Source organism: Bacillus sp. 1021 (genome assembly GCF_014534735.1).
GTDB lineage: Bacteria > Bacillota > Bacilli > Bacillales > Bacillaceae > Bacillus > Bacillus siamensis.
This window is the reverse complement of record NZ_JACVSR010000003.1, coordinates 130,764-151,731: the sequence shown is the minus strand read 5'-3', so window position 1 is coordinate 151,731 and position 20,968 is coordinate 130,764. Positions and strand designations below refer to the sequence as shown.

The 20,968-nt window shown below is 45.6% G+C and carries 21 protein-coding genes and 1 pseudogene; 21 read left to right on the top strand and 1 reads right to left on the bottom strand.

Annotated elements, in window-relative coordinates:
• Positions 1-18 precede the first annotated feature (18 nt).
• The 21 genes and pseudogenes from ICW23_RS12430 (at position 19) to ICW23_RS12330 (ending at position 19,883) form a co-directional block, all read left to right on the top strand.
• Complete coding sequence (locus ICW23_RS12430; protein ID WP_016938913.1) at positions 19-453, top strand: hypothetical protein; 435 nt, start codon at positions 19-21, stop codon at positions 451-453.
• Positions 454-509: 56 nt separating this feature from the next.
• Positions 510-791: a sporulation protein YqfC gene (yqfC, locus tag ICW23_RS12425; protein ID WP_003152966.1), complete on the top strand. Its 282-nt coding sequence runs from the start codon at positions 510-512 to the stop codon at positions 789-791.
• Between the two features lie 17 nt (positions 792-808).
• Positions 809-2,033, top strand: a pseudogene (gene yqfD / locus ICW23_RS12420) (sporulation protein YqfD).
• A complete protein-coding gene (locus ICW23_RS12415; protein WP_045926742.1) occupies positions 1,997-2,956 on the top strand; it encodes a PhoH family protein in 960 nt (319 codons plus the stop codon). The pseudogene yqfD and the gene ICW23_RS12415 overlap by 37 nt, the downstream one beginning before the upstream one ends.
• Before the next feature lie 80 nt (positions 2,957-3,036).
• Entirely contained in the window at positions 3,037-5,169 is a 2,133-nt protein-coding gene (locus ICW23_RS12410; protein WP_099744668.1) for an HD family phosphohydrolase, read from the top strand.
• Complete coding sequence (ybeY, locus tag ICW23_RS12405) at positions 5,170-5,643, top strand: rRNA maturation RNase YbeY (RefSeq protein ID WP_003152973.1); 474 nt, start codon at positions 5,170-5,172, stop codon at positions 5,641-5,643.
• Positions 5,624-5,998, top strand: coding sequence for a diacylglycerol kinase family protein (locus tag ICW23_RS12400; RefSeq protein WP_016938917.1), 375 nt, complete (start codon positions 5,624-5,626; stop codon positions 5,996-5,998). Before ybeY ends, ICW23_RS12400 begins: the two co-directional genes overlap by 20 nt.
• A gap of 121 nt (positions 5,999-6,119) precedes the next feature.
• The gene (locus tag ICW23_RS12395; protein ID WP_016938918.1) at positions 6,120-6,530 is read left to right on the top strand and encodes a cytidine deaminase; all 411 of its coding nucleotides are present in this window, start codon (positions 6,120-6,122) and stop codon (positions 6,528-6,530) included.
• On the top strand, positions 6,511-7,416 hold the full coding sequence (gene era / locus ICW23_RS12390) for a GTPase Era (RefSeq protein ID WP_016938919.1): 906 nt from the start codon (positions 6,511-6,513) through the stop codon (positions 7,414-7,416). Before ICW23_RS12395 ends, era begins: the two co-directional genes overlap by 20 nt.
• Before the next feature lie 155 nt (positions 7,417-7,571).
• Positions 7,572-7,715, top strand: a complete 144-nt coding sequence (locus ICW23_RS12385; RefSeq protein WP_007408286.1) for a YqzL family protein — start codon at positions 7,572-7,574, stop codon at positions 7,713-7,715.
• 36 nt (positions 7,716-7,751) lie between these two features.
• Positions 7,752-8,519, top strand: a complete 768-nt coding sequence (gene recO / locus ICW23_RS12380) for a DNA repair protein RecO (protein WP_016938920.1) — start codon at positions 7,752-7,754, stop codon at positions 8,517-8,519.
• 301 nt (positions 8,520-8,820) lie between these two features.
• Positions 8,821-9,708 carry a glycine--tRNA ligase subunit alpha gene (glyQ, locus tag ICW23_RS12375; RefSeq protein ID WP_016938921.1) on the top strand — a complete coding sequence of 296 codons (888 nt, stop codon included), beginning with the start codon at positions 8,821-8,823 and terminating at the stop codon, positions 9,706-9,708.
• Complete coding sequence (gene glyS, locus ICW23_RS12370; protein WP_188154567.1) at positions 9,701-11,740, top strand: glycine--tRNA ligase subunit beta; 2,040 nt, start codon at positions 9,701-9,703, stop codon at positions 11,738-11,740. The genes glyQ and glyS overlap by 8 nt, the downstream gene beginning before the upstream one ends.
• 101 nt (positions 11,741-11,841) lie before the next feature.
• Positions 11,842-12,480: a transcriptional regulator CcpN gene (ccpN, locus tag ICW23_RS12365; RefSeq protein WP_003152989.1), complete on the top strand. Its 639-nt coding sequence runs from the start codon at positions 11,842-11,844 to the stop codon at positions 12,478-12,480.
• A gap of 25 nt (positions 12,481-12,505) precedes the next feature.
• Positions 12,506-13,318, top strand: a complete 813-nt coding sequence (locus tag ICW23_RS12360; protein WP_016938923.1) for a pyruvate, water dikinase regulatory protein — start codon at positions 12,506-12,508, stop codon at positions 13,316-13,318.
• Between the two features lie 256 nt (positions 13,319-13,574).
• The gene (locus ICW23_RS12355) at positions 13,575-14,081 is read left to right on the top strand and encodes a YaiI/YqxD family protein (protein ID WP_045926739.1); all 507 of its coding nucleotides are present in this window, start codon (positions 13,575-13,577) and stop codon (positions 14,079-14,081) included.
• 21 nt (positions 14,082-14,102) lie between these two features.
• The gene (gene dnaG / locus ICW23_RS12350; protein ID WP_188154566.1) at positions 14,103-15,914 is read left to right on the top strand and encodes a DNA primase; all 1,812 of its coding nucleotides are present in this window, start codon (positions 14,103-14,105) and stop codon (positions 15,912-15,914) included.
• A gap of 192 nt (positions 15,915-16,106) precedes the next feature.
• Entirely contained in the window at positions 16,107-17,228 is a 1,122-nt protein-coding gene (gene rpoD / locus ICW23_RS12345; protein ID WP_016938926.1) for an RNA polymerase sigma factor RpoD, read from the top strand.
• Positions 17,229-17,576: 348 nt separating this feature from the next.
• Positions 17,577-17,939: a cytochrome c550 gene (gene cccA, locus ICW23_RS12340; RefSeq protein WP_016938927.1), complete on the top strand. Its 363-nt coding sequence runs from the start codon at positions 17,577-17,579 to the stop codon at positions 17,937-17,939.
• Positions 17,940-18,121: 182 nt separating this feature from the next.
• Positions 18,122-18,769 carry a tRNA (adenine(22)-N(1))-methyltransferase gene (locus tag ICW23_RS12335; protein ID WP_231937490.1) on the top strand — a complete coding sequence of 216 codons (648 nt, stop codon included), beginning with the start codon at positions 18,122-18,124 and terminating at the stop codon, positions 18,767-18,769.
• Positions 18,762-19,883, top strand: coding sequence for a Nif3-like dinuclear metal center hexameric protein (locus ICW23_RS12330; protein WP_016938929.1), 1,122 nt, complete (start codon positions 18,762-18,764; stop codon positions 19,881-19,883). The genes ICW23_RS12335 and ICW23_RS12330 overlap by 8 nt, the downstream gene beginning before the upstream one ends.
• A gap of 20 nt (positions 19,884-19,903) precedes the next feature.
• Here the strand turns inward: ICW23_RS12330 and ICW23_RS12325 are convergent, their stop codons facing one another.
• Entirely contained in the window at positions 19,904-20,848 is a 945-nt protein-coding gene (locus ICW23_RS12325; RefSeq protein ID WP_060964738.1) for a 4-hydroxy-3-methylbut-2-enyl diphosphate reductase, read from the bottom strand.
• Positions 20,849-20,968: the final 120 nt, after the last annotated feature.

The following is a 20,968-nucleotide window of genomic DNA, read 5'->3' as shown; positions in this document are numbered from 1 at the left end:
TAAGGAGGGAGCCGCTATATGCACGAGATTCTGACAAATCCGCTCGTCATTGCCGCCGTCATCGGCATTATATCGGCAATATTCGGCAAGAAAAACAAAGATGAAAAACGCCCGCCGAATAGACGTCCCGCAGATCAGAAAAAAAAGCAGGATCACACACAGCCGCCGCAAGAGCATAAGCCGGTAGCGGAAGAAATGCCTGCCGTTTCCAAAGAGAACCCTTTTGAGCAAAAAAGAAGGGAAGCTGAAAAGCGCCTTGCAGAGACAGAGAAGATGTTCAATGGGCTTGATCATAAGCTGACATCTCAACGCGCACGAAATGCGTCTCTGAAGAAATCAGCCCTCAAGATTAAGAAAGAAACTGCAGTGCAGGGCATCATATTCAGTGAGATTTTAGGTCCGCCCCGTGCAAAAAAACCGCACCGGACCATGCGGAGCATCGGTAAAAATTAAAGTGTTAGAACCCCTTTTCAAATCATACATATGAGATGAAAGGGGGTTCTTTTTTTATGGGGCAAAGAAAGAATCGTGTAAAGGCGTGGCTGACTAGAGCATTGGAAATTCCCCCGGACGTTATGATGGATCTGCCTCGCATTACGATGGTCGGCAGACTTCATATCTACATAGAGAATCACAGAGGCCTCTTGCTGTTCAGCGAAGAAGAAGTCAGGCTGATGCTCAAGCAGGGGCAATGTATCATATCAGGAAAAAACTTGGTCATTAAGGCAATCCTTCCTGAGGAAATCCTTTTGGAGGGCACGATAGATCACGTAAGATATGTCGATTCATAAAGCCGGGGGGAAATAATGTGAAAAACAAATGGCTGTCATTTTTTTCGGGTAAAGTCCAAATGGAAGTCAAAGGAAAAGGGATTGAACGGCTGCTTAATGAATGCACGAGAAACGGAATCGCCATCTTTGCGGTGAAAAAAAAGCAAGACTGTGTTCTGCTGATGATTCAGCTTCAAGATGTACATGCTTTCAGAAGAGTCATCAGAAAACATGAATGCAAAGCAAGCTTTACGAAAAGAAAGGGCCTGCCCTTTCTGCTTCTCAAATCAAAATTAAACCTGGGCTTCACTGCGGGATTTGTGATGTTTTTCGTTATATTGTTTCTTTTGTCCAACATGATTTGGGACATTGATATTAAAGGGGCCAAGCCTGAAACCGAGCATCAGATGATGAAGCACCTGGAAGAAATTGGTGTTAAAAAAGGTCGTTTGCAATTTTTGATGATGACGCCGGAGAAAATTCAAAAATCATTAACAAACGGCATCGATAATATTACGTGGGTCGGTGTGGAATTGAACGGGACAGCCCTTCATATGAAAGTGGTTGAAAAAAATGAACCGACAAAAGAAAAGTACGTGAGCCCCCGTCATATCGTTGCCAAAAAGAAGGCGGTCATCAAAAGGATGTTCGTGCAAAAGGGGCAGCCGATGGCTTTTGTGAACGATCATGTTGACAAAGGACAGCTCCTCGTCTCAGGACTGATCGGAAATGAAGACCGGAAAGTCGCCTCAAAAGCGGAAATTTACGGAGAAACATGGTACAAGTCAGAAGTAACCGTGCCGCTTGAAACATCATTTACGCTATATACGGGTAAAGTAAGGACGAAGCACAAGCTGTCTTTCGGATCATGGGGCGTGCCTTTTTGGGGCTTCGGGTTGAATGAGGAGCCGCTGAAACATCCGAAAACAGAGGAAGAAAAGCATCCGTTTCAATTTCTGGGGCTGAAGCTTCCGGTATCTTACGTCAAAGAACAGACAAGAGAAAGTGAAACATCCGTGCGGACTTATACGAAGGACGAAGCGGTTCAGGCCGGCATCAAAATGGGCAGACAAGACGTAGAGAAGCGATTAAGCGGCAGCGGAGAGGTGGAAAGTGAAAAAGTTTTGCACCAATCCGTTGAGAATGGTAAAGTAAAGTTGATTATTCTCTACCAAGTTATAGAAGATATCGTGCAAACCACACCTATTGTTCAGGGAGACTAAAGAATGGCAGAACATTTACTTGCGATTAATCACAAACTGAAAAGCCCGGATGAAGCACTTTCTTTGTTCGGCAGCCAAGATGCCTTTTTACATTTAATGGAGAAGGATCTGGGCGTAAGCATCATCACACGCGGTGAAACCATTTACGTTTCCGGCAATGATGAGTCTTTTGAGATTGCTGACAGATTATTGGGTTCGCTCCTTACTTTAATCCGCAAGGGGATCGAGATTTCGGAACGTGATGTGCTGTATGCCGTGAAAATGGCAAAGAAAGATGAACTGGACTATTTTGAAAGCATGTATGAAGAGGAAATAACGAAAACGGCAAAAGGCAAACCGATCCGTGTCAAAACCATCGGCCAGAGAGAATATGTCGCGGCGATGAAGAAAAACGACATGGTGTTCGGCATCGGGCCGGCGGGAACCGGCAAAACATATTTGGCGGTCGTAAAAGCGGTGCATGCTTTAAAAAACGGCCACATTAAAAAAATCATTTTAACAAGACCCGCTGTGGAAGCCGGCGAAAGCCTCGGTTTTCTGCCCGGAGACTTAAAGGAAAAAGTAGATCCTTATCTGCGCCCGCTGTATGACGCGCTCCACGATGTGCTCGGAAGCGACCATACGGAGCGTCTGATGGAAAGAGGGGTTATCGAAATCGCCCCGCTTGCCTATATGAGAGGGCGGACGCTTGACGACGCGTATGTGATTCTTGATGAAGCCCAGAATACCACTCCCGCTCAAATGAAAATGTTTTTGACGAGATTGGGTTTTGGCTCTAAAATGATCATTACGGGCGACGTAAGCCAAATTGACCTGCCGAAAGGCGTCACATCGGGACTTGCAGTAGCGAGGGATATGCTGAATGACATAAACGGCATTTCCGTGATTGAACTTGACCAGACAGATGTGGTCAGACATCCGCTTGTTGCAAAGATTATTGAAGCTTATGATAAGCAAAAGTAATGCAAAAATGACCCGATCTCCCGTTATCGGGTCATTTTTATATGATGTGTTCCTGATGTTTCAGGGAGGAGGTTCTTGTTTTGAAAAAGAAGGGAAAGGGTAAAAGCGCCCGGGAACGGTTCCGCACTTTCAGACATGCCCGCTCAGCCCATGTGCTGCTGTATCTGCTGCTTTCAGCGATCATGTTTGGTTTGCTCTTTATTCATGTAAAACCTGAATCACTTAATTTGGATTTGTTCTCAGTCAGTGATAAGACGATTTACGCGCCCGCCACAGTGGAAGATCAGCAGGCGACGGAAGCGAAGAAACAAGCGGCCGAAGATGCAGTAGAAGATCAATACACTCTGAAAAAAGGCTATACCGACAACCGGCTTGACCTGATCACTTCCATATTTGACAGCATCGGCGAAGTGAAAACAGATGCGGATAAAGACAAAAAGTCACCTTCAGAAAAATCGCTGGTCAAATCGGTGAAAAGCAAGCTGACACAGGATGTCAATGAATCCATCTCGGAAGATGCACTTAAATCGCTTCTCCATGCGAACAATGAAGATTTTTCATTTGTGAGGGATTCTGTCATAACCGCGGTGAACACGGTGATGAGCAGTGAAATTCCTTCTGAAAAGCTTGCCGAAGCGAAGGATAAGGTCGCCAAAGAGCTGAAAAGCGCCTCCGTGCCGTCAAAATATTTAGCGGCTGCGACTGAAATCGGAAAATATGCGGTAATCCCGAATTACGTATTTGATCCGAAAGCGACCGATGAAAAACGTCAGGAAGCGTCAGACAGCGTTCAGCCGGTGCAGATCAAACAAGGACAGGTTCTCGTGGAAGAGAATGACCTGATCGACCGGGAAGTATACAGAAAGCTCGAACTGACGGGGCTTTTGAATAATTCCAACCTATTAAAGCCGATCAGCGGTCTTCTTCTGATGATCGGGCTGTTTATTGCCACGCTTGTCTACTATTTCGAGAAACAGCAGCAGGAGCTTAAGCTGAAAAATAAATCCCTATTGCTGTTTTCTATCATTACAACGCTTATTCTCGTCATAATGGAAGTCGTCAGTCTCTTTCAGAAGATTGAATACACCAACATCGGGTATCTGGTTCCGATCGCCGCCGGCGCGATTTTGATCAGGCTGCTGCTCAATGAAAGGCTTGCCATTTTAGGAAGCATCATTCTGGCGATCTGCGGCAGTATGATGTTTAATCAGGGTGTGACGGGCACATTTAATTATGTGATCGGTATCTACTATTTAATCAGCAGCATTTCAGGCATCCTGTTTTTGGGGAAACATAACGCGAGATCTAAAATATTGCAGGCGGGATTGTTCGTCTCATTTATTAATATGATTATCGTGCTGTCGCTTTTATTAATCCAAAACACGGCGCTGTCGCCTGTTGAAATCGGAACGCTGATGCTGATGGGGGTCGTCTCGGGACTGGCTTCATCCGTTTTGATTATCGGTCTGATGCCGTTTTTTGAGACGGGATTCGGCATTCTTTCTACGATGAGGCTGATTGAGCTGTCTAATCCGAACCATCCCCTGCTTCGGAAGATTTTAACGGAAACACCCGGTACATATCATCACAGCGTCATGGTGGCGAATTTGTCGGAAGCGGCCTGTGAAGCTGTAGGGGCAAACGGTCTTTTGGCAAGGGTCGGAGCGTATTATCACGATCTCGGCAAAACGAAACGCCCGCAATATTTTATTGAAAATCAGATGAATATGGATAATCCGCATGACAAGCTGTCTCCTCAGCTCAGCAAAAATATTATCATCGCGCATACGACAGACGGTGCGAATATGCTCAGAAGCTATAAGTTTCCGAAAGAGCTCGTGGATATCGCGGAGCAGCATCACGGAACGTCTCTTTTAAAATTCTTTTATTATAAAGCGAAGGAAAAGGGCGACCAGATTACAGAGCAAGAGTTCCGATACCCCGGGCCGAAGCCGCAATCAAAAGAAGCTGCAATCATTTCAGTGGCCGACAGCGTCGAAGCTGCCGTCCGTTCCATGCATAATCCCAATCCCGAACGGATTGAAAAACTGGTGCGGGGAATTATATCCGACAAGCTTCAGGACGGGCAGTTCTCAGAATGTGATCTCACGTTCCGAGAGCTGGATACGATTGCAAAAACACTATGTGCGACTTTAAAAGGAATTTTCCACTCCCGGATTGAATATCCGGAGGCTACGAAGAAGGTGAAATAAATGGGTTTACTCATAGATATTGTTGATGAAACAAACAGCGTCTCAGCCGATGCGCTTCAAGAAGTAGAGAAGCTGCTTCAATTTGCGGCGGAAAAAGAAGGCGTTCAGGATCAGGCTGAAGTATCGGTTACGATTGTGACAAACGAGGAAATCAGAGAAATCAACAGAGACTACCGGGGAAAAGACACCCCGACTGACGTCATTTCGTTTGCGCTTGAGGAAGAAGGAGAAGACGAGGTTGAAATCGTGGGCGCTGACATGCCGCCTGTTTTAGGAGATATTATCATCAGTGCCGACAGAACGAAGGAGCAGGCTGAAGAGTACGGCCATTCGTTTATGAGAGAGCTCGGCTTTCTGGCCGTCCACGGCTTTTTGCATCTGCTGGGCTATGATCACATGACAAAAGAAGAAGAGGAAGAAATGTTTTCAAAGCAAAAGGATTTGCTGGATGAGTATGGACTCACGAGATCATAAAAACGAGTGGAGCAGATTCCTGAAAAGCTTTGTCCATGCATGGAGGGGAATCTGGAAAACGGCGCGGTCAGAGCGGAATTTTCAATTTCATATTATCGCGGCCTGCGCCGTTATCCTTTGCGGTTTTCTCACCGGGCTCAGTACGGCCGAATGGGCCGTTATTTTGATCCTGATCGGCGGAATGCTTGCTCTTGAGCTTGTAAATACGGCGATAGAGCATGTTGTTGATTTAGTTACCGATCAGTATCATCCGCTCGCAAAAGCGGCAAAGGATGCGGCCGCCGGAGCCGTTTGCGTCTTTGCCGTGATTTCGTGTATTATTGGTTTACTCATCTTCTTGCCGAAGATATGTTAGCAGAAGATTCTTACAATTATTTTACATTGCCAAAAATGGGCGTGAAAAACCAATCATAATTATGTAAAATAAAAGTGACAGCGGTATCATTCAGGATTAAGGTAAGAGAGGAAAAGTACACATGAACAGACAAGAATTGATTCAAGAAGCATTAACAGCACGGGATACAGCGTATGTGCCGTATTCAAACTTCAGAGTGGGAGCCGCTCTTCTTACCAAAGACGGAAAAGTGTACAGAGGCTGCAACATTGAGAATGCGGCATACAGCATGTGCAACTGTGCTGAACGCACGGCGATATTCAAAGCTGTTTCCGAGGGGGATACGGAATTTGCGATGCTCGCCGTGGCTGCGGACACTCCGGGACCGGTTTCACCGTGCGGAGCCTGCAGACAAGTAATTTCCGAGCTGTGCTCAAAGGATATGCTTGTTATTCTGACCAACTTACAAGGACAAATAAAAGAAATGACTGCGGAAGAATTATTGCCGGGCGCATTTTCATCGGAGGATTTACATGACGAACGAAAGCTTTAAATCAGGATTTGTATCAATCATCGGAAGACCGAATGTTGGAAAGTCGACCTTTTTAAACAGGGTCATCGGTCAAAAGATCGCCATCATGAGCGACAAACCCCAGACAACGAGAAATAAAGTCCAAGGGGTGCTGACAACAGGCACATCGCAGACCATTTTTATTGATACACCGGGCATTCACAAACCGAAGCACAAGCTTGGCGATTTTATGATGAAAGTGGCGCAGAACACGCTGAAAGAAGTTGACTTGGTGTTATTTATGATTAACGCCGAGGAAGGATACGGAAAGGGCGACGAGTTTATCATTGAAAAGCTTGGACAGACGTCCACGCCGGTCTTTTTGATCGTAAACAAAATTGATAAGATCCACCCTGATCAGCTCCTTCTTTTAATTGATGAGTACCGTTCGCGCTATCCGTTTAAGGAAATCGTGCCGATCTCAGCTTTGGAAGGAAACAACGTCGAGACCCTGCTCACGCAGATTGAAGCGTATTTACCGGAAGGGCCTCAGTTCTATCCGAGCGATCAGGTGACTGACCATCCTGAGCGGTTTATTATTTCTGAACTGATCAGGGAAAAGGTGCTCCATCTTACAAGGGAAGAAGTGCCGCACAGCATCGCTGTCGCTATCGAGTCCATTAAAGGGCAGGAGAACGGCTCCGTCCATGTCGCCGCCACCATCGTGGTCGAGCGGGATTCTCAAAAAGGAATCGTCATCGGGAAAAAAGGAGCGCTTCTGAAAGAAGTCGGCAAAAGAGCGCGGGCTGATATTGAAGCGCTGCTGGGTTCACGCGTTTACCTCGAATTATGGGTGAAAGTGCAGAAGGACTGGCGGAATAAAATGTCTCAGCTGCGTGATTTCGGCTTCAAAGAGGATGAATATTAAGTCATCTGAGGCGCATGCCTGATGTGTGGGATTACCTCACAGAAACAGGGATTCGTTAGCAAAATTTGTTTAACATGAAAAGGAGGACATCAGGTCAAGATAAGGGTAAGAATTTGGATTGGCAAGCTAGTTTAATGATGAAAGGTGGGTTTTTTGTGTTGAATTTTACCTGGAACGTATTTTCTCAAACAGGAAGTGTTGATACGTACCTTCTTTTTAAAGAACTGGAAAAAGAGAACCTGGAAAGACCCGAAGAACCGGAAGATGAGCTAGCCCGTATTGATTTTCCAATTTTGTAAACCTCTTGGCCCCTCCCGTTGTTGGAAGGTGCGGAAATGCTGACAAAATGTGAAGGAATCGTGCTTCGTACGAATGACTACGGAGAGACGAATAAAATCGTGACATTGCTGACGAGGGAACACGGCAAAATCGGCGTCATGGCAAGGGGTGCCAGGAAGTCAGCCAGCCGGCTGTCAGCAGTCAGCCAGCCTTTTTTGTACGGGTCATTTTTAATGCAAAGAACATCCGGACTCGGCACGCTCCAGCAGGGTGAAATGATTCTCAGCATGAGAACGATCAGAGAAGACTTGTTTTTGACGGCATATGCCGCTTTTATCGCTGAACTCACTGACAAAGGAACGGAAGAGAAGAAACCGAACCCCTATTTATTCGAATTGATTCTCGAATCCTTTAAGAGGCTGAATGAGGGGACTGACCCGGACGTGATCACCTTTATCGTTCAGATGAAAATGCTTGGCGTCATGGGGCTGTATCCGGAGCTGAATCATTGTGTCCACTGTAAAAGCCGGGACGGGACGTTTCATTTTTCCATAAGAGATAACGGTTTTATCTGCCACCGCTGCTTTGAAAAGGATCCGTACAAAGTTCCGATTTCGCCGCAAACGGCAAGGCTGCTAAGGCTTTTTTATTACTTTGATATCGGAAGGCTCGGCAGCGTCTCGTTAAAGCACGAAACCAAAAATGAAATAAAACGGGTCATTGATCTGTATTACGAGGAATATTCAGGGCTTTATTTAAAGTCAAAGCGGTTTTTAGATCAGATGGAAAGCATGAAGAACCTTTTGGATGAAAACAAAAGTTGACATTCTGCCCATCTTTTTATATGATGATTTATTATAAAATATGTTGCAGTGACAGAAAGAAGTACTTGCGTCCAACTCATATAAGCGACCTTAGGACAGTGTAAGCTAGGGATGAGCGCGCAACGAAAGGCATTCTTGAGCAACTCTTTAAAAAGAGGCTGAGCGATTCACATCCTCAGCAACTAGGGTGGAACCGCGGGAGAACTCTCGTCCCTATGTTTGCGGCTGGCAAGCATAGAGACGGGAGTTTTTTGATTGCCGCCGCACTTGTAAAAGAATGGAGAAAGTGGAGGTGCTTGAAATGAACATTCAAGATATGATTTTAACCTTGCAGAAGCACTGGTCTAATGAAGGCTGTGTGCTCATGCAGTCGTATGATGTGGAGAAAGGCGCAGGCACAATGAGCCCGTATACATTTTTACGAAGCATCGGACCCGAGCCGTGGAAAGTGGCTTACGTTGAGCCTTCCAGACGGCCTGCGGACGGACGGTACGGAGAAAACCCGAACAGACTTTATCAGCATCACCAATTCCAAGTCATTATCAAGCCGTCGCCTGATAACATCCAGGAGCTTTACCTAGATTCATTGCGCGCGCTCGGTATTGATCCGCTCGAGCATGATATTCGTTTCGTAGAAGACAACTGGGAAAACCCGTCTTTAGGCTGTGCAGGCCTTGGCTGGGAAGTATGGCTTGACGGTATGGAAATCACCCAGTTTACGTACTTCCAGCAGGTGGGCGGAATTGAATGTAAACCGGTGTCTGTTGAGATTACGTACGGCATTGAGCGTCTTGCGTCTTATATTCAGGATAAAGAAAACGTCTTTGATCTGGAATGGACATCAGGATTCACAGTGAAAGATTTGTTTATGATGGCTGAATATGAACATTCCGTTTATACATTTGAAACATCAGATGTGGATATGCTTTTCCATTTGTTCAGCACTTACGAAAAAGAAGCGATCAGACAAATGGATAACGGCCTTGTGCATCCGGCCTATGATTATGTGCTGAAATGCTCTCACACATTTAACCTGCTTGACGCAAAAGGCGCAATCTCAGTGACAGAGCGGACGGGTTATATCGGACGGGTCCGCAACTTAGCGAGAAAAGTAGCAAAAACGTATTATGAAGAACGGGAAAAATTAGGGTTCCCAATGCTTAAAGAGGAGGGCTCTTCCCATGAGTAAACAAGATTTGCTTTTAGAGATCGGACTCGAGGAAATGCCGGCGCGTTTTTTACATGACAGCATGGTGCAGCTCGGTGACAAACTGACCGGCTGGCTGGCTGAAAAAAATATTGCCCACGGTGAAGTGAAACTTTTTAATACACCGAGACGTCTGGCAGTATATATAAAAGACGTAGCAGAAAAACAGGCTGATATTCAGGAAGAAGCAAAAGGACCGGCGAAAAAAATCGCTCTGGATGCTGACGGAAACTGGACAAAAGCCGCTATCGGTTTTTCCAAAGGCCAAGGCGCCGGAGTGGATGACCTGTATATTAAAGATGTAAATGGCACGGAATATGTTTTCGTCCAAAAATTCCAGGCGGGACAAGAGACGAAAACACTTTTACCGCAGCTGGAAAACTTGATTACCGGAATGCATTTCCCGAAAAACATGCGCTGGGGCACACAGGATCTGCGTTATATCCGTCCGATCAAATGGATTGCCGCTCTCTTCGGAAAAGACGTCATTCCATTTGACATCACGAACGTAGAGACGGGCCGGAACACACAGGGACATCGTTTTCTCGGCCGAGAAGTATCTGTTGATGCACCGTCATCATACGAAGAGCTGCTGAAAGAACAGCACGTCATTGCCGACCCGAAAGTGCGCAAACAAATGATTCAGGTGCAGCTGGACGCGCTTGCAAACGAAAAGAAATGGAATATTCCGATAGATGAAGATCTGCTGAACGAAGTCAATCATCTGGTGGAATATCCGACAGCGCTATACGGCTCTTTTGAACCCGAGTTTCTTTCTTTACCTGAAGAAGTGCTTGTGACAACCATGAAAGAGCATCAGCGCTACTTCCCGGTAAAAGATGAAAACGGGAATCTGCTGCCTCATTTTATTACGGTAAGAAACGGGAACAGCCATGCCCTTGAAAATGTTGCCCGCGGAAACGAGAAAGTGCTGAGAGCAAGACTTTCAGATGCTGCGTTCTTCTACAAGGAAGACCAAAAGCTGAACATTGATGAAAATGTGAAGAAACTGGAAAATATCGTTTTCCATGAAGAGCTCGGTTCCCTTGGGGATAAAGTAAGAAGAGTGGTCACCATTGCGGGTAAACTAGCCGTCCGTCTGAAGGCTGATGAACAAACGCAGAAACATGTGAAGCGCGCCGCAGAGATTTCTAAATTTGACCTTGTTACACATATGATCTATGAGTTCCCTGAGCTTCAAGGCGTCATGGGAGAAAAATATGCGCGCATGCTCGGTGAAGATGAAGCCGTCGCTGCCGCGGTAAATGAGCACTACATGCCGAGAGCGGCCGGGGGAGAGGTGCCTTCAACCTTTACCGGTGCGGTTGTGGCATTAGCCGATAAATTGGACACGATTGCTTCCTTCTTCAGCATTGACGTGATCCCGACAGGTTCTCAGGATCCGTACGGATTGCGCCGTCAGGCAAGCGGCATCGTTTCCATTCTGATCGACCGCAACTGGGGCATCTCTTTTAAAGAACTGCTGTCATTGACAGAAACGGAAAAAGAAAATGAGCTCCTTGATTTCTTTACACAGCGTCTGAAATACGTCTTAAACGCTGAAGACATCCGTCATGACGTGATTGAAGCCGTTCTGGACAGCACGGAGCTTGAGCCGTATGCAGCTGTTTCTAAAGCAAAAGTGCTTGAGAAACACCTCGGCACACCTGGATTTAAAGAAACGGCTGAATCACTGGGCCGGGTCATCTCCATCAGTAAAAAAGGCGAGAGCCGTGATATCAAGCCGGATCTGTTTGAAAATGAACAGGAGAAAAAGCTGTTTGACGCTTATCAAAAAACAAAAGACAGCGTCGCGGAAAGCTTTGCCTCTAAAAACTATGAACAGGCGCTGGCCGCGCTCAGCGGATTAAAGGAGCCGATCGAAGATTACTTTAATTACACGATGGTCAATGCGGACAATGAAGCATTAAAAACCAACCGTTTAGCGCAAATGACTGCACTTGCAGATGTGATCAAGTCTTTTGCTAATATGAATCATCTTATTGTAAAATAAAGAAAAAGACGGTTGCTGTGTGATCGGCAATCGTCTTTTCCCCTTTTACATAAACATCACAGAATGAAAAACATAGATAAAGAAACCCTTCCATAAAGGTGGTGAGTACGATCGAATTAAATAAACGGCAAGAACAAATTTTACAAATTGTAAAGGAAAACGGCCCGATTACCGGAGAGCATATTGCAGAACAGCTCAATTTAACAAGAGCCACGCTACGGCCGGACTTGGCCATACTCACCATGTCAGGCTTCTTAGAGGCCCGTCCGCGGGTCGGTTATTTTTATACCGGAAAAACGGGAAATCAGCTGCTTGCGGATAAACTGAAAAAGCTGCAAGTGAAAGATTTTCAATCGATCCCTGTCGTCATCAATGAAAACGTCTCGGTGTATGATGCCATCTGCACCATGTTTTTAGAAGATGTCGGCACGTTATTTGTCGTAGATCGTGATGCTGTCTTAGTCGGTGTGCTGTCACGCAAAGATTTGCTGCGGGCGAGCATCGGCCAGCAGGAACTTGCCTCAATACCGGTTCATATTATTATGACCAGAATGCCGAATATCGCCGTCTGCCGGCGTGACGATTATGTGATGGACATCGCCAAATATTTGATTGAGAAACAGATCGATGCCCTGCCCGTTATTAAAGATACGGATAAAGGCTTTGAGGTCATCGGCCGCTTTACCAAAACGAATATGACCAAGATACTTGTCAGTTTATCAGAGAATGAAATCATATAAGCTTGAAAACTAACGGGGGGATAACATGGACAATCGCATCATTTATGTAGTATCAGACTCAGTCGGAGAAACCGCCGAACTCGTTGTAAAAGCCTCGCTCAGCCAGTTTAACGGCTCAGCCGATGATACGCATATCAGAAGAATACCTTATGTGGAAGATATCGGCACCATTAATGAAGTCGTGTCTCTCGCCAAAGCGGACGGCGGCATTATCTGTTTTACGCTCGTTGTTCCTGAAATGCGCAAATACTTAGTTGAACAAGCGGAAAAAGCGAATGTGATGTACTACGATATTATCGGTCCGCTCATCGACAAAATGGAAACAGCCTACGGTCTGACGGCGAAATATGAACCGGGCCGCGTCCGCCAGCTTGATGAAGATTATTTCAAAAAGGTCGAGGCGATCGAGTTTGCCGTTAAATATGACGACGGCAGGGACCCAAGAGGCATTTTAAAAGCCGATATCATCCTGCTTGGCGTATCAAGAACGTCTAAAACCCCATTATCCCAATATCTTGCCCATAAGCGCCTGAAAGTGGCCAACGTGCCGATCGTACCTGAAGTCGATCCGCCGGAAGAACTGTTCAGCGTTGATCCGAAAAAATGCATCGGGTTAAAAATCAGCCCTGATAAACTGAACCATATTCGAAAAGAACGGTTAAAATCTCTCGGCTTAAATGACAAAGCCATTTACGCTAACATCAACAGAATTAAAGAAGAGCTGGAGTATTTTGAGAAAATCGTGGATCGGATCGGCTGCCAAGTCGTTGACGTTTCGAACAAAGCGGTCGAGGAAACAGCGAACATCATTCATCATCTGAAAACAAAGGGCCGATAACTCAGGACGCTTTATCCTGGGTTTTTGGGTATGCAAATAGGGAATAAACAAAAAGGATGGCATCTTCGCGAAGTTTGTATTATAATAAAAAATTGTGATAAAATGTTTATTTTTAGGTTTAAGCTTAGTGTGATACGAATAAACTATTACGGGTAAGATGTCAAGAATAACTCCCGGAAATTTTTCGACAAAGACTCAAAATAGATCCGCAGTCATGGAGCATATGCGATTTCGCTTGTTTTTATGCAGGAGATTGATGGAGGGATGGAGAATTAGTCTTCTAAATGAAAAAGAAAAGACGATTTTTGTCGATGCAGACGCATGCCCCGTAAAAGAGGAAATCTTGCTCATTGCATCGCAATTCAGCGTTCGTGTTATTTTCGTCGCATCATTTGAACACTACCAGCTTTCCAGAAGCAAAGACGAGAACTGGATATACGTTGATCCTCATAAAGAAGCGGCAGATTTATACATCGCAAACCATGTGAGATCGGGAGACGTCGTAGTCACGCAGGATATCGGTTTAGCATCTCTTCTGCTGAACAGAAATATCGCCGTCTTATCGGAAAGGGGCCGTTCTTATACTGAAGACACGATTGACTTCGCTCTGATGAGCCGTCATATGTCGGGCAAAATGAGAAGAAGCGGCATCTATTCCAAAGGACCTAAAAAATTAAATAAAGAAGATCGGAATCGATTTGTTACCCTGCTTAAAAAAATCCTGTCGAATGATGAAGGGATTTCAAATCAAAACATCGAATAATGTACGACGGAGTGTTATAAGATGGGAAACCGCATACCAGATGAAGTAGTTAATCAGGTGCAGCAGTCAGCAGACATTGTTGAAGTCATAGGTGATTATGTCCAATTGAAAAAGCAAGGCCGCAACTACTTTGGGCTCTGTCCGTTTCACGGTGAAAACACGCCCTCGTTTTCCGTCTCCAGTGATAAGCAGATCTTTCATTGCTTCGGATGCGGAGCGGGCGGGAACGTTTTCTCTTTCTTACGGCAGATGGAAGGCTATTCATTTACGGAAGCTGTTTCTCACCTTGCTGATAAATATCAGATTGATTTCCCTGATGATATAACGATTCACTCTGCATCCAGGCCGGAATCTTCCGGAGACCAGAAGATGGCGGAAGCTCACGAGCTTCTGAAGAAATTTTACCATCATTTGCTAATGAATACAAAGGAAGGCCAGGAAGCGTTAGATTACCTTTTATCAAGGGGTTTTACGAAAGAGCTCATAGATGAGTTTGAAATCGGCTACGCGCTGGATTCCTGGGATTTCATGACGAAATTCTTGAAAAAGCGCGGTTTTGAGGAAGAACTGATGGAGAAAGCGGGTCTGCTGATCAGAAGGGAAGACGGTAGCGGATATTTTGACCGTTTCAGAAACAGAATCATGTTTCCCATTCATGATCATCACGGAGCCGTGGCGGCTTTTTCAGGAAGGGCGCTCGGAAGCCAGCAGCCGAAATATATGAACAGTCCGGAAACGCCGCTGTTTCATAAATCTAAGCTGCTGTACAACTTCCATAAGGCCCGCCTGCCGATCAGGAAAGAGGAGAGAGCCGTTCTGTTTGAAGGCTTTGCGGATGTCATTTCCGCCGTCAGCTCAGGCGTAAAAGAAAGTATCGCCACAATGGGGACGTCGCTCACCGAAGAGCATGTGAAAATCCTGAGAAGAAATGTTCAGGAGGTCATTCTCTGCTACGATTCGGATAAAGCCGGGTACGAAGCTACGCTGAAAGCGGCCGACCTGCTTCAGAAAGCTGATTGTAAGGTAAGAGTAAGCATGATGCCTGACGGTCTTGATCCTGATGACTATGTCAGAACCCGGGGCGGAGAAAAGTTCAAGACAGATATCATTGATGCAAGCGTTACGGTCATGGCTTTTAAAATGCAATATTTCCGCAAAGGGAAAAACTTATCTGACGAAGGAGACCGGCTCGCTTACATGAAAGAAGTGCTGAAAGAAATCAGCGCTCTTTCGGGGTCGCTTGAGCAGGAAATGTATGTGAAGCAGCTCGCCTCCGAATTTTCTCTTTCGGTAGAATCTTTGACTGAACAGCTTTCCATCTATGCCGCCCAAAACGCCCCTGGCGGCAAAAACGCCGAACCACAGCCAAGACGGGCCCGGGTGACGACAAAAGCGAAACGGCGCCGTCTCCGTCCCGCCTATGAGAATGCGGAAAGACTTCTTCTCGCTCATATGCTGAGAGACCGAAACGTCATAAAGAAAGTGATTGAGCGTGTCGGCTTTGAATTTAACATTGACGGACATCGTGCGCTGGCAGCATATCTGTACGCTGTTTATGAAGAGGGCGCTGAAATGACGCCGCAGCATCTTATGGCGAGAATGCAGGATGATGAAATCAGCCAGCTGCTTTCAGATATAGGGATGCTCCAAATAAACGAGGAGCTCTCAGAGGCCGAGTTATCCGATTACGTAAAAAAAGTGTTGGATCACCGAAAATGGTCAATGATAAAGGAAAAAGAAGCAGAACGAGCGGATGCAGAGAGGCAGAAAGACTTTGTGAAAGCTGCGTCTCTGGCTCAAGAAATTGTCGCATTGAACCGATCATTAAAATAACATCAAAAAAGAGGCTTGCGTTCTCTTGGCAATGATTCCTTGCGGAGGAGCAAATAGATCGCTTAACCTCATCATGAATTGTCACTTATTATCCGCTGCCCTGCATGCTGAAAAAGAGAGAAGGCTCCCGGGACGGATAAGAAACATACCGCTTTTAGAATTCGTTGCAAGCTTTGGAAGGAGGGATCCATAATGGCTGATAAACAAACCCACGAGACAGAAACAGAACTTACACTGGATCAGGTAAAAGACCAGCTTACTGAAACCGGAAAAAAACGTGGCGTTTTAACATATGAAGAAATTGCTGAACGCATGTCCAGCTTTGAAATTGAATCAGACCAAATGGATGAGTATTATGAATTTTTAGGAGAACAAGGTGTTGAATTAATTAGTGAAAATGAAGAAACGGAAGATCCTAATATTCAACAGCTTGCCAAAGCCGAAGAAGAATTTGACCTTAATGACCTCAGCGTACCGCCTGGCGTAAAGATCAATGATCCAGTCCGCATGTACCTTAAGGAAATCGGACGGGTAAATCTTCTTTCTGCTAAAGAAGAAATCACCTATGCTCAAAAAATTGAAGAAGGTGACGAAGAATCTAAACGCAGATTGGCTGAAGCAAACCTTCGTTTAGTTGTCAGCATTGCTAAACGGTATGTCGGCCGCGGCATGCTTTTCTTAGACTTGATTCAAGAAGGAAACATGGGTCTCATGAAAGCCGTCGAAAAGTTTGACTACCGTAAAGGATATAAATTCAGTACGTATGCGACTTGGTGGATCAGACAGGCGATTACACGCGCCATCGCTGACCAGGCGAGAACGATCCGTATCCCGGTTCACATGGTGGAAACGATCAACAAATTAATCCGTGTGCAGCGTCAGCTTCTCCAGGATCTGGGCAGAGAGCCGTCACCGGAAGAGATTGCTGAAGACATGGATCTTACGCCTGAAAAAGTTCGTGAAATATTAAAAATTGCCCAAGAGCCTGTTTCTTTAGAAACGCCGATCGGTGAAGAAGATGATTCACATCTCGGTGATTTCATTGAAGACCAGGAAGCGACGTCTCCGTCGGATCATGCGGCATATGAGCTTTTGAAAGAACAGCTGGAAGATGTGCTGGATACGTTGACGGATCGTGAAGAAAACGTGCTGCGTCTCCGTTTCGGTCTGGATGACGGACGCACAAGAACGCTTGAAGAAGTCGGCAAAGTGTTTGGAGTAACGAGAGAGCGTATTCGCCAAATTGAAGCAAAAGCGCTTCGTAAATTGAGACATCCAAGCAGAAGCAAACGTCTGAAGGATTTTCTCGAATAGAATGGAACGGGTCTGTTGATCCGTTCTTTTTTACGTATAAGATATATGGATAATATACCTTTATTTTACTGGATAAGCATGTGTTTTGCAAATGGGTTCGGAAAAAATGCGGCATGTCCTGAATAGAGGGAAAGCGGGATAAGTTAATTTATATTCCTTATTGTAAGCGTATACAATTCATTATACAATAGAATAAAGACAATTTTGGGTAAACAAAACAGTTATTTTTGTTTATGTATAAATTGTGAAATCAATGAATTTGCTTAATGAGACCATTTACATTTTGTAAAAATAAGTTAGAATTAGAAGTGTTTACATAGGGGGAGAATGAAAAAGGGGGATGGAGATATGAAGTGGAATCCGCTGATTCCTTTTTTGCTCATCGCAGTTCTGGGAATAGGGCTGACTTTCTTTCTGTCAGTAAAAGGAAATGGAGATGCACATCAGATCGCAAGCGGCGGTGAAAGCAAAAATGCCGAAAAGGAAACTGCAAACGCTTCACCTGAAGAGATTTATAAAGCGAACTGCATCACCTGTCACGGGGAAAACTATGAAGGTGTCTCAGGTCCGAGCTTAAAAGGCGTCGGCAAAAGAAAAGATGTCGCTGCGATTAAAACGAGAATTGAAAAAGGCGGCAACGGGATGCCAGCCGGCCTTGTCCCGGCCGAAAAGCTGGATGACATGGCAAAATGGGTTTCTGAGATTAAATAAAGCTTTACCTGTCCCTATATAAAAGACATATGAAAAACTCTATCCGCCGCTTGGATTCCGGGCGGTTTTTTTATATGATAGTAAAGGAAAAAGAACCTGAGAAAAGTTGTGATATTGTGAATGAAATGAAGTTATCTAAAAGATTGCAGTCTGTAGCGGAATATATCCCTCCGGGTGCCCTGGTGGCTGATATCGGGTCAGACCATGCGTATCTCCCCTGCTATGCCGTTTTGAATCATCTGGCAAGCCGCGCAATCGCCGGTGAAATTACAGACGGGCCGTTTCTATCCGCCAAACAGCAGGTGGAAAAACTGGACTTAAGCGCTCTTATCTCCGTAAGGAAAGGTGACGGGCTGAGCGTCCTTGAAAAGGGGGAAGCGGACGCCATCACAATCGCCGGCATGGGCGGAGCGCTGATCGCTCATATTTTGGAGTCCGGAAAAACAAAACTGACGGGGCGTGAACGGCTGATTCTGCAGCCGAATATTCATGCCGTTCATATAAGAGAGTGGCTTTATCAGGAAGGCTATGAACTGATTGACGAAGTGATTCTCGAAGAAGACGGAAAGTGTTATGAAATACTCGTCGCGGAAACCGGCGACCGTGATGCGCCGTACCGGGACACCACGATGGCTGCCGGAATGCTTGCCGGTCCGTTTTTGTTAAAAGAAAAGAGTGAAGTGTTTCTTCGGAAATGGACCCAGGAACTTAAGCATACTGAACAAATTTATGAACAGATCAGCCGCAGCGCAAAGAATGAAAACCAGGAAAAATTAGTTGAACTGAAAGAGCGGATCTTACTGCTGAAGGAGGTAATCGGACATGCCTAAACATGTGAACGGACAGGAAATCATCCAGCTGTTTGAACAATTTTCACCGAAGGCTTTTGCGGTGGAAGGAGACAAAATCGGCCTGCAGATCGGCACATTGAATAAGCCGGTGAAAAACGTCATGGTCACGCTGGATGTTTTGGAACAGACGGTGGATGAAGCCATTGAAAAAAAGGTTGACTTAATTATCGCTCACCATCCGCCGATTTTTCGGCCGCTTAAACAGATCACCACTGATCAGCCTGGCGGAAGACTGATTGAGAAATGTATAAAGCATGATATTGCCGTATATGCGGCTCATACGAATCTTGATGTGGCGGACGGCGGTGTTAACGATCTGCTTGCGGAAGCTCTCGGCCTGACAGACACAGAAGTGCTCGTTCCGACATATTCGGACCCGCTGAAAAAGCTTGCCGTGTATGTGCCGAAAGACTATGAAGAAGCTGTAAGAACCGCACTCGGCAATGCCGGAGCGGGACATATCGGCAATTACAGCCATTGCGCATTCTCTTCTGAGGGAATCGGCAGCTTTAAACCGCTGGAGGGGGCAGACCCGTTTATCGGACAGACGGGAGAGCTGGAACTCGTCCATGAAGTGAGACTTGAGACCGTTTATCCGGCCAGTATGGAGAAAACCATCATAAAAGCGCTGAAAAAAAGCCATCCGTATGAAGAGGTGGCGTATGATATTTATCCGGTGGAGCAGTCCCCGCTTGAAAAAGGACTCGGCCGCATTGGAAAACTTCAGCAAGACATGACGCTTGAAGAGTTTGCGCTGTTTGTGAAAGAAAAATTTGACGTTAACGGAGTCCGGATGGTCGGAGAGCGAACCAGCAAGGTGAAAAAAGTCGCAGTGCTTGGCGGTGACGGAAATAAATATATTTACCAGGCTAAGAGGAAGGGTGCAGATGTTTACGTGACAGGCGACCTTTATTTCCATGTAGCGCATGATGCGATGATGATGGGGTTAAACGTCGTGGACCCGGGGCATTATGCTGAAAAGATCATGAGAAAAGGAACTGCTGAGAAGCTTACGGCAATGGCCGGGGAGAAAAATTACGACGTGCGTATTTTCGCTTCCGAAACAGACACAAATCCATTTACCTTCCTATAAAAAAACTGAGGCCCGGGGCCTCAGTTTTTTATTTTTACTTTCGGAAGGATTTTTTTGAGCGGCACATTGTGCTCAAGCTGCCATGTGGATTCATCGTTATGGTCAAACTGCTCTAAAAACCGGATGACTTCCTTTGTAATCGGTGTCGGTGTTGAAGCGCCCGCGGTAACGGCGACGGTATTGACGTCTTTGAGCCATTCGAGCTTCAATTCACTGATGTCTCCGATGCGGTAGGCTTTTGTTCCGGCGATTTCTTCTGACACTTGAGCCAGCCTGTTGGAGTTATTGCTTTTCGGATCGCCGACAACAATGGTTAAGTCCGCTTTCTTTGCCTGCTCTGAGACAGCTTCTTGACGAACCTGTGTAGCCAGGCAGATTTCCTGATGATATTCCACGTGCGGGTACTTTTCTTGGACTGATTCCATAATATCATGGACGTCCCACTGGGACATGGTCGTTTGGTTTGTAACGATTAATTTCTCAGCCTGAATATCGAGGTTTCTCACGTCTTCCTCTGTTTCAACGAGATGAACGATTTCAGGGGCGACGCCGACGGCTCCTTCTGGTTCGGGGTGGCCTTTTTTGCCGATATAAATGACGTGGTAGCCTTCTGCTTTTACTTTTCGGATTAAGTCATGTGTTTTCGTGACGTCCGGGCATGTGGCGTCAATCGCAACAAGTCCTTTTTCCTCAGCGGCTTTTCTTACTTCCGGAGATACTCCGTGTGCGGTGAAAATAACGGTTCCTTTTTCCACCTGCTTTAAAATCTCCAGACGGTTAGTGCCGTCAAGCGTGTAAATTCCGTCTTCTTCAAACGCATCTGTGACATGCTTATTATGAACGATCATTCCGAGTATATATATAGGTCTTGGCAAACTTTTATCGAGTGCCGCGTTTTTGGCTATGACCATGGCATCAACAACGCCGTAACAATAGCCGCGCGGCGAGATTTTGATAACGTCCAATTAGATGTCCTCCTATCAAAAGTGAGTGTAGAGGCAATATAAAAAGCCGTAGTTAAACGGCTCAAATCTTGCATTCTTCTGATCTCATTATAGCTAATCTTTCGTGAGATATCAAAGAAT

Coding starts and splice junctions, on each gene's coding strand:
- ICW23_RS12430 (WP_016938913.1), top strand. CDS start 19: ATGCACGAGATTCTGACAAATCCGCTCGTCATTGCCGCCGTCATCGGC.
- yqfC (WP_003152966.1), top strand. CDS start 510: ATGGGGCAAAGAAAGAATCGTGTAAAGGCGTGGCTGACTAGAGCATTG.
- ICW23_RS12415 (WP_045926742.1), top strand. CDS start 1,997: ATGGCAGAACATTTACTTGCGATTAATCACAAACTGAAAAGCCCGGAT.
- ybeY (WP_003152973.1), top strand. CDS start 5,170: ATGGGTTTACTCATAGATATTGTTGATGAAACAAACAGCGTCTCAGCC.
- ICW23_RS12400 (WP_016938917.1), top strand. CDS start 5,624: ATGGACTCACGAGATCATAAAAACGAGTGGAGCAGATTCCTGAAAAGC.
- ICW23_RS12395 (WP_016938918.1), top strand. CDS start 6,120: ATGAACAGACAAGAATTGATTCAAGAAGCATTAACAGCACGGGATACA.
- era (WP_016938919.1), top strand. CDS start 6,511: ATGACGAACGAAAGCTTTAAATCAGGATTTGTATCAATCATCGGAAGA.
- recO (WP_016938920.1), top strand. CDS start 7,752: ATGCTGACAAAATGTGAAGGAATCGTGCTTCGTACGAATGACTACGGA.
- glyQ (WP_016938921.1), top strand. CDS start 8,821: ATGAACATTCAAGATATGATTTTAACCTTGCAGAAGCACTGGTCTAAT.
- glyS (WP_188154567.1), top strand. CDS start 9,701: ATGAGTAAACAAGATTTGCTTTTAGAGATCGGACTCGAGGAAATGCCG.
- ICW23_RS12360 (WP_016938923.1), top strand. CDS start 12,506: ATGGACAATCGCATCATTTATGTAGTATCAGACTCAGTCGGAGAAACC.
- ICW23_RS12355 (WP_045926739.1), top strand. CDS start 13,575: ATGGAGGGATGGAGAATTAGTCTTCTAAATGAAAAAGAAAAGACGATT.
- dnaG (WP_188154566.1), top strand. CDS start 14,103: ATGGGAAACCGCATACCAGATGAAGTAGTTAATCAGGTGCAGCAGTCA.
- rpoD (WP_016938926.1), top strand. CDS start 16,107: ATGGCTGATAAACAAACCCACGAGACAGAAACAGAACTTACACTGGAT.
- cccA (WP_016938927.1), top strand. CDS start 17,577: ATGAAGTGGAATCCGCTGATTCCTTTTTTGCTCATCGCAGTTCTGGGA.
- ICW23_RS12330 (WP_016938929.1), top strand. CDS start 18,762: ATGCCTAAACATGTGAACGGACAGGAAATCATCCAGCTGTTTGAACAA.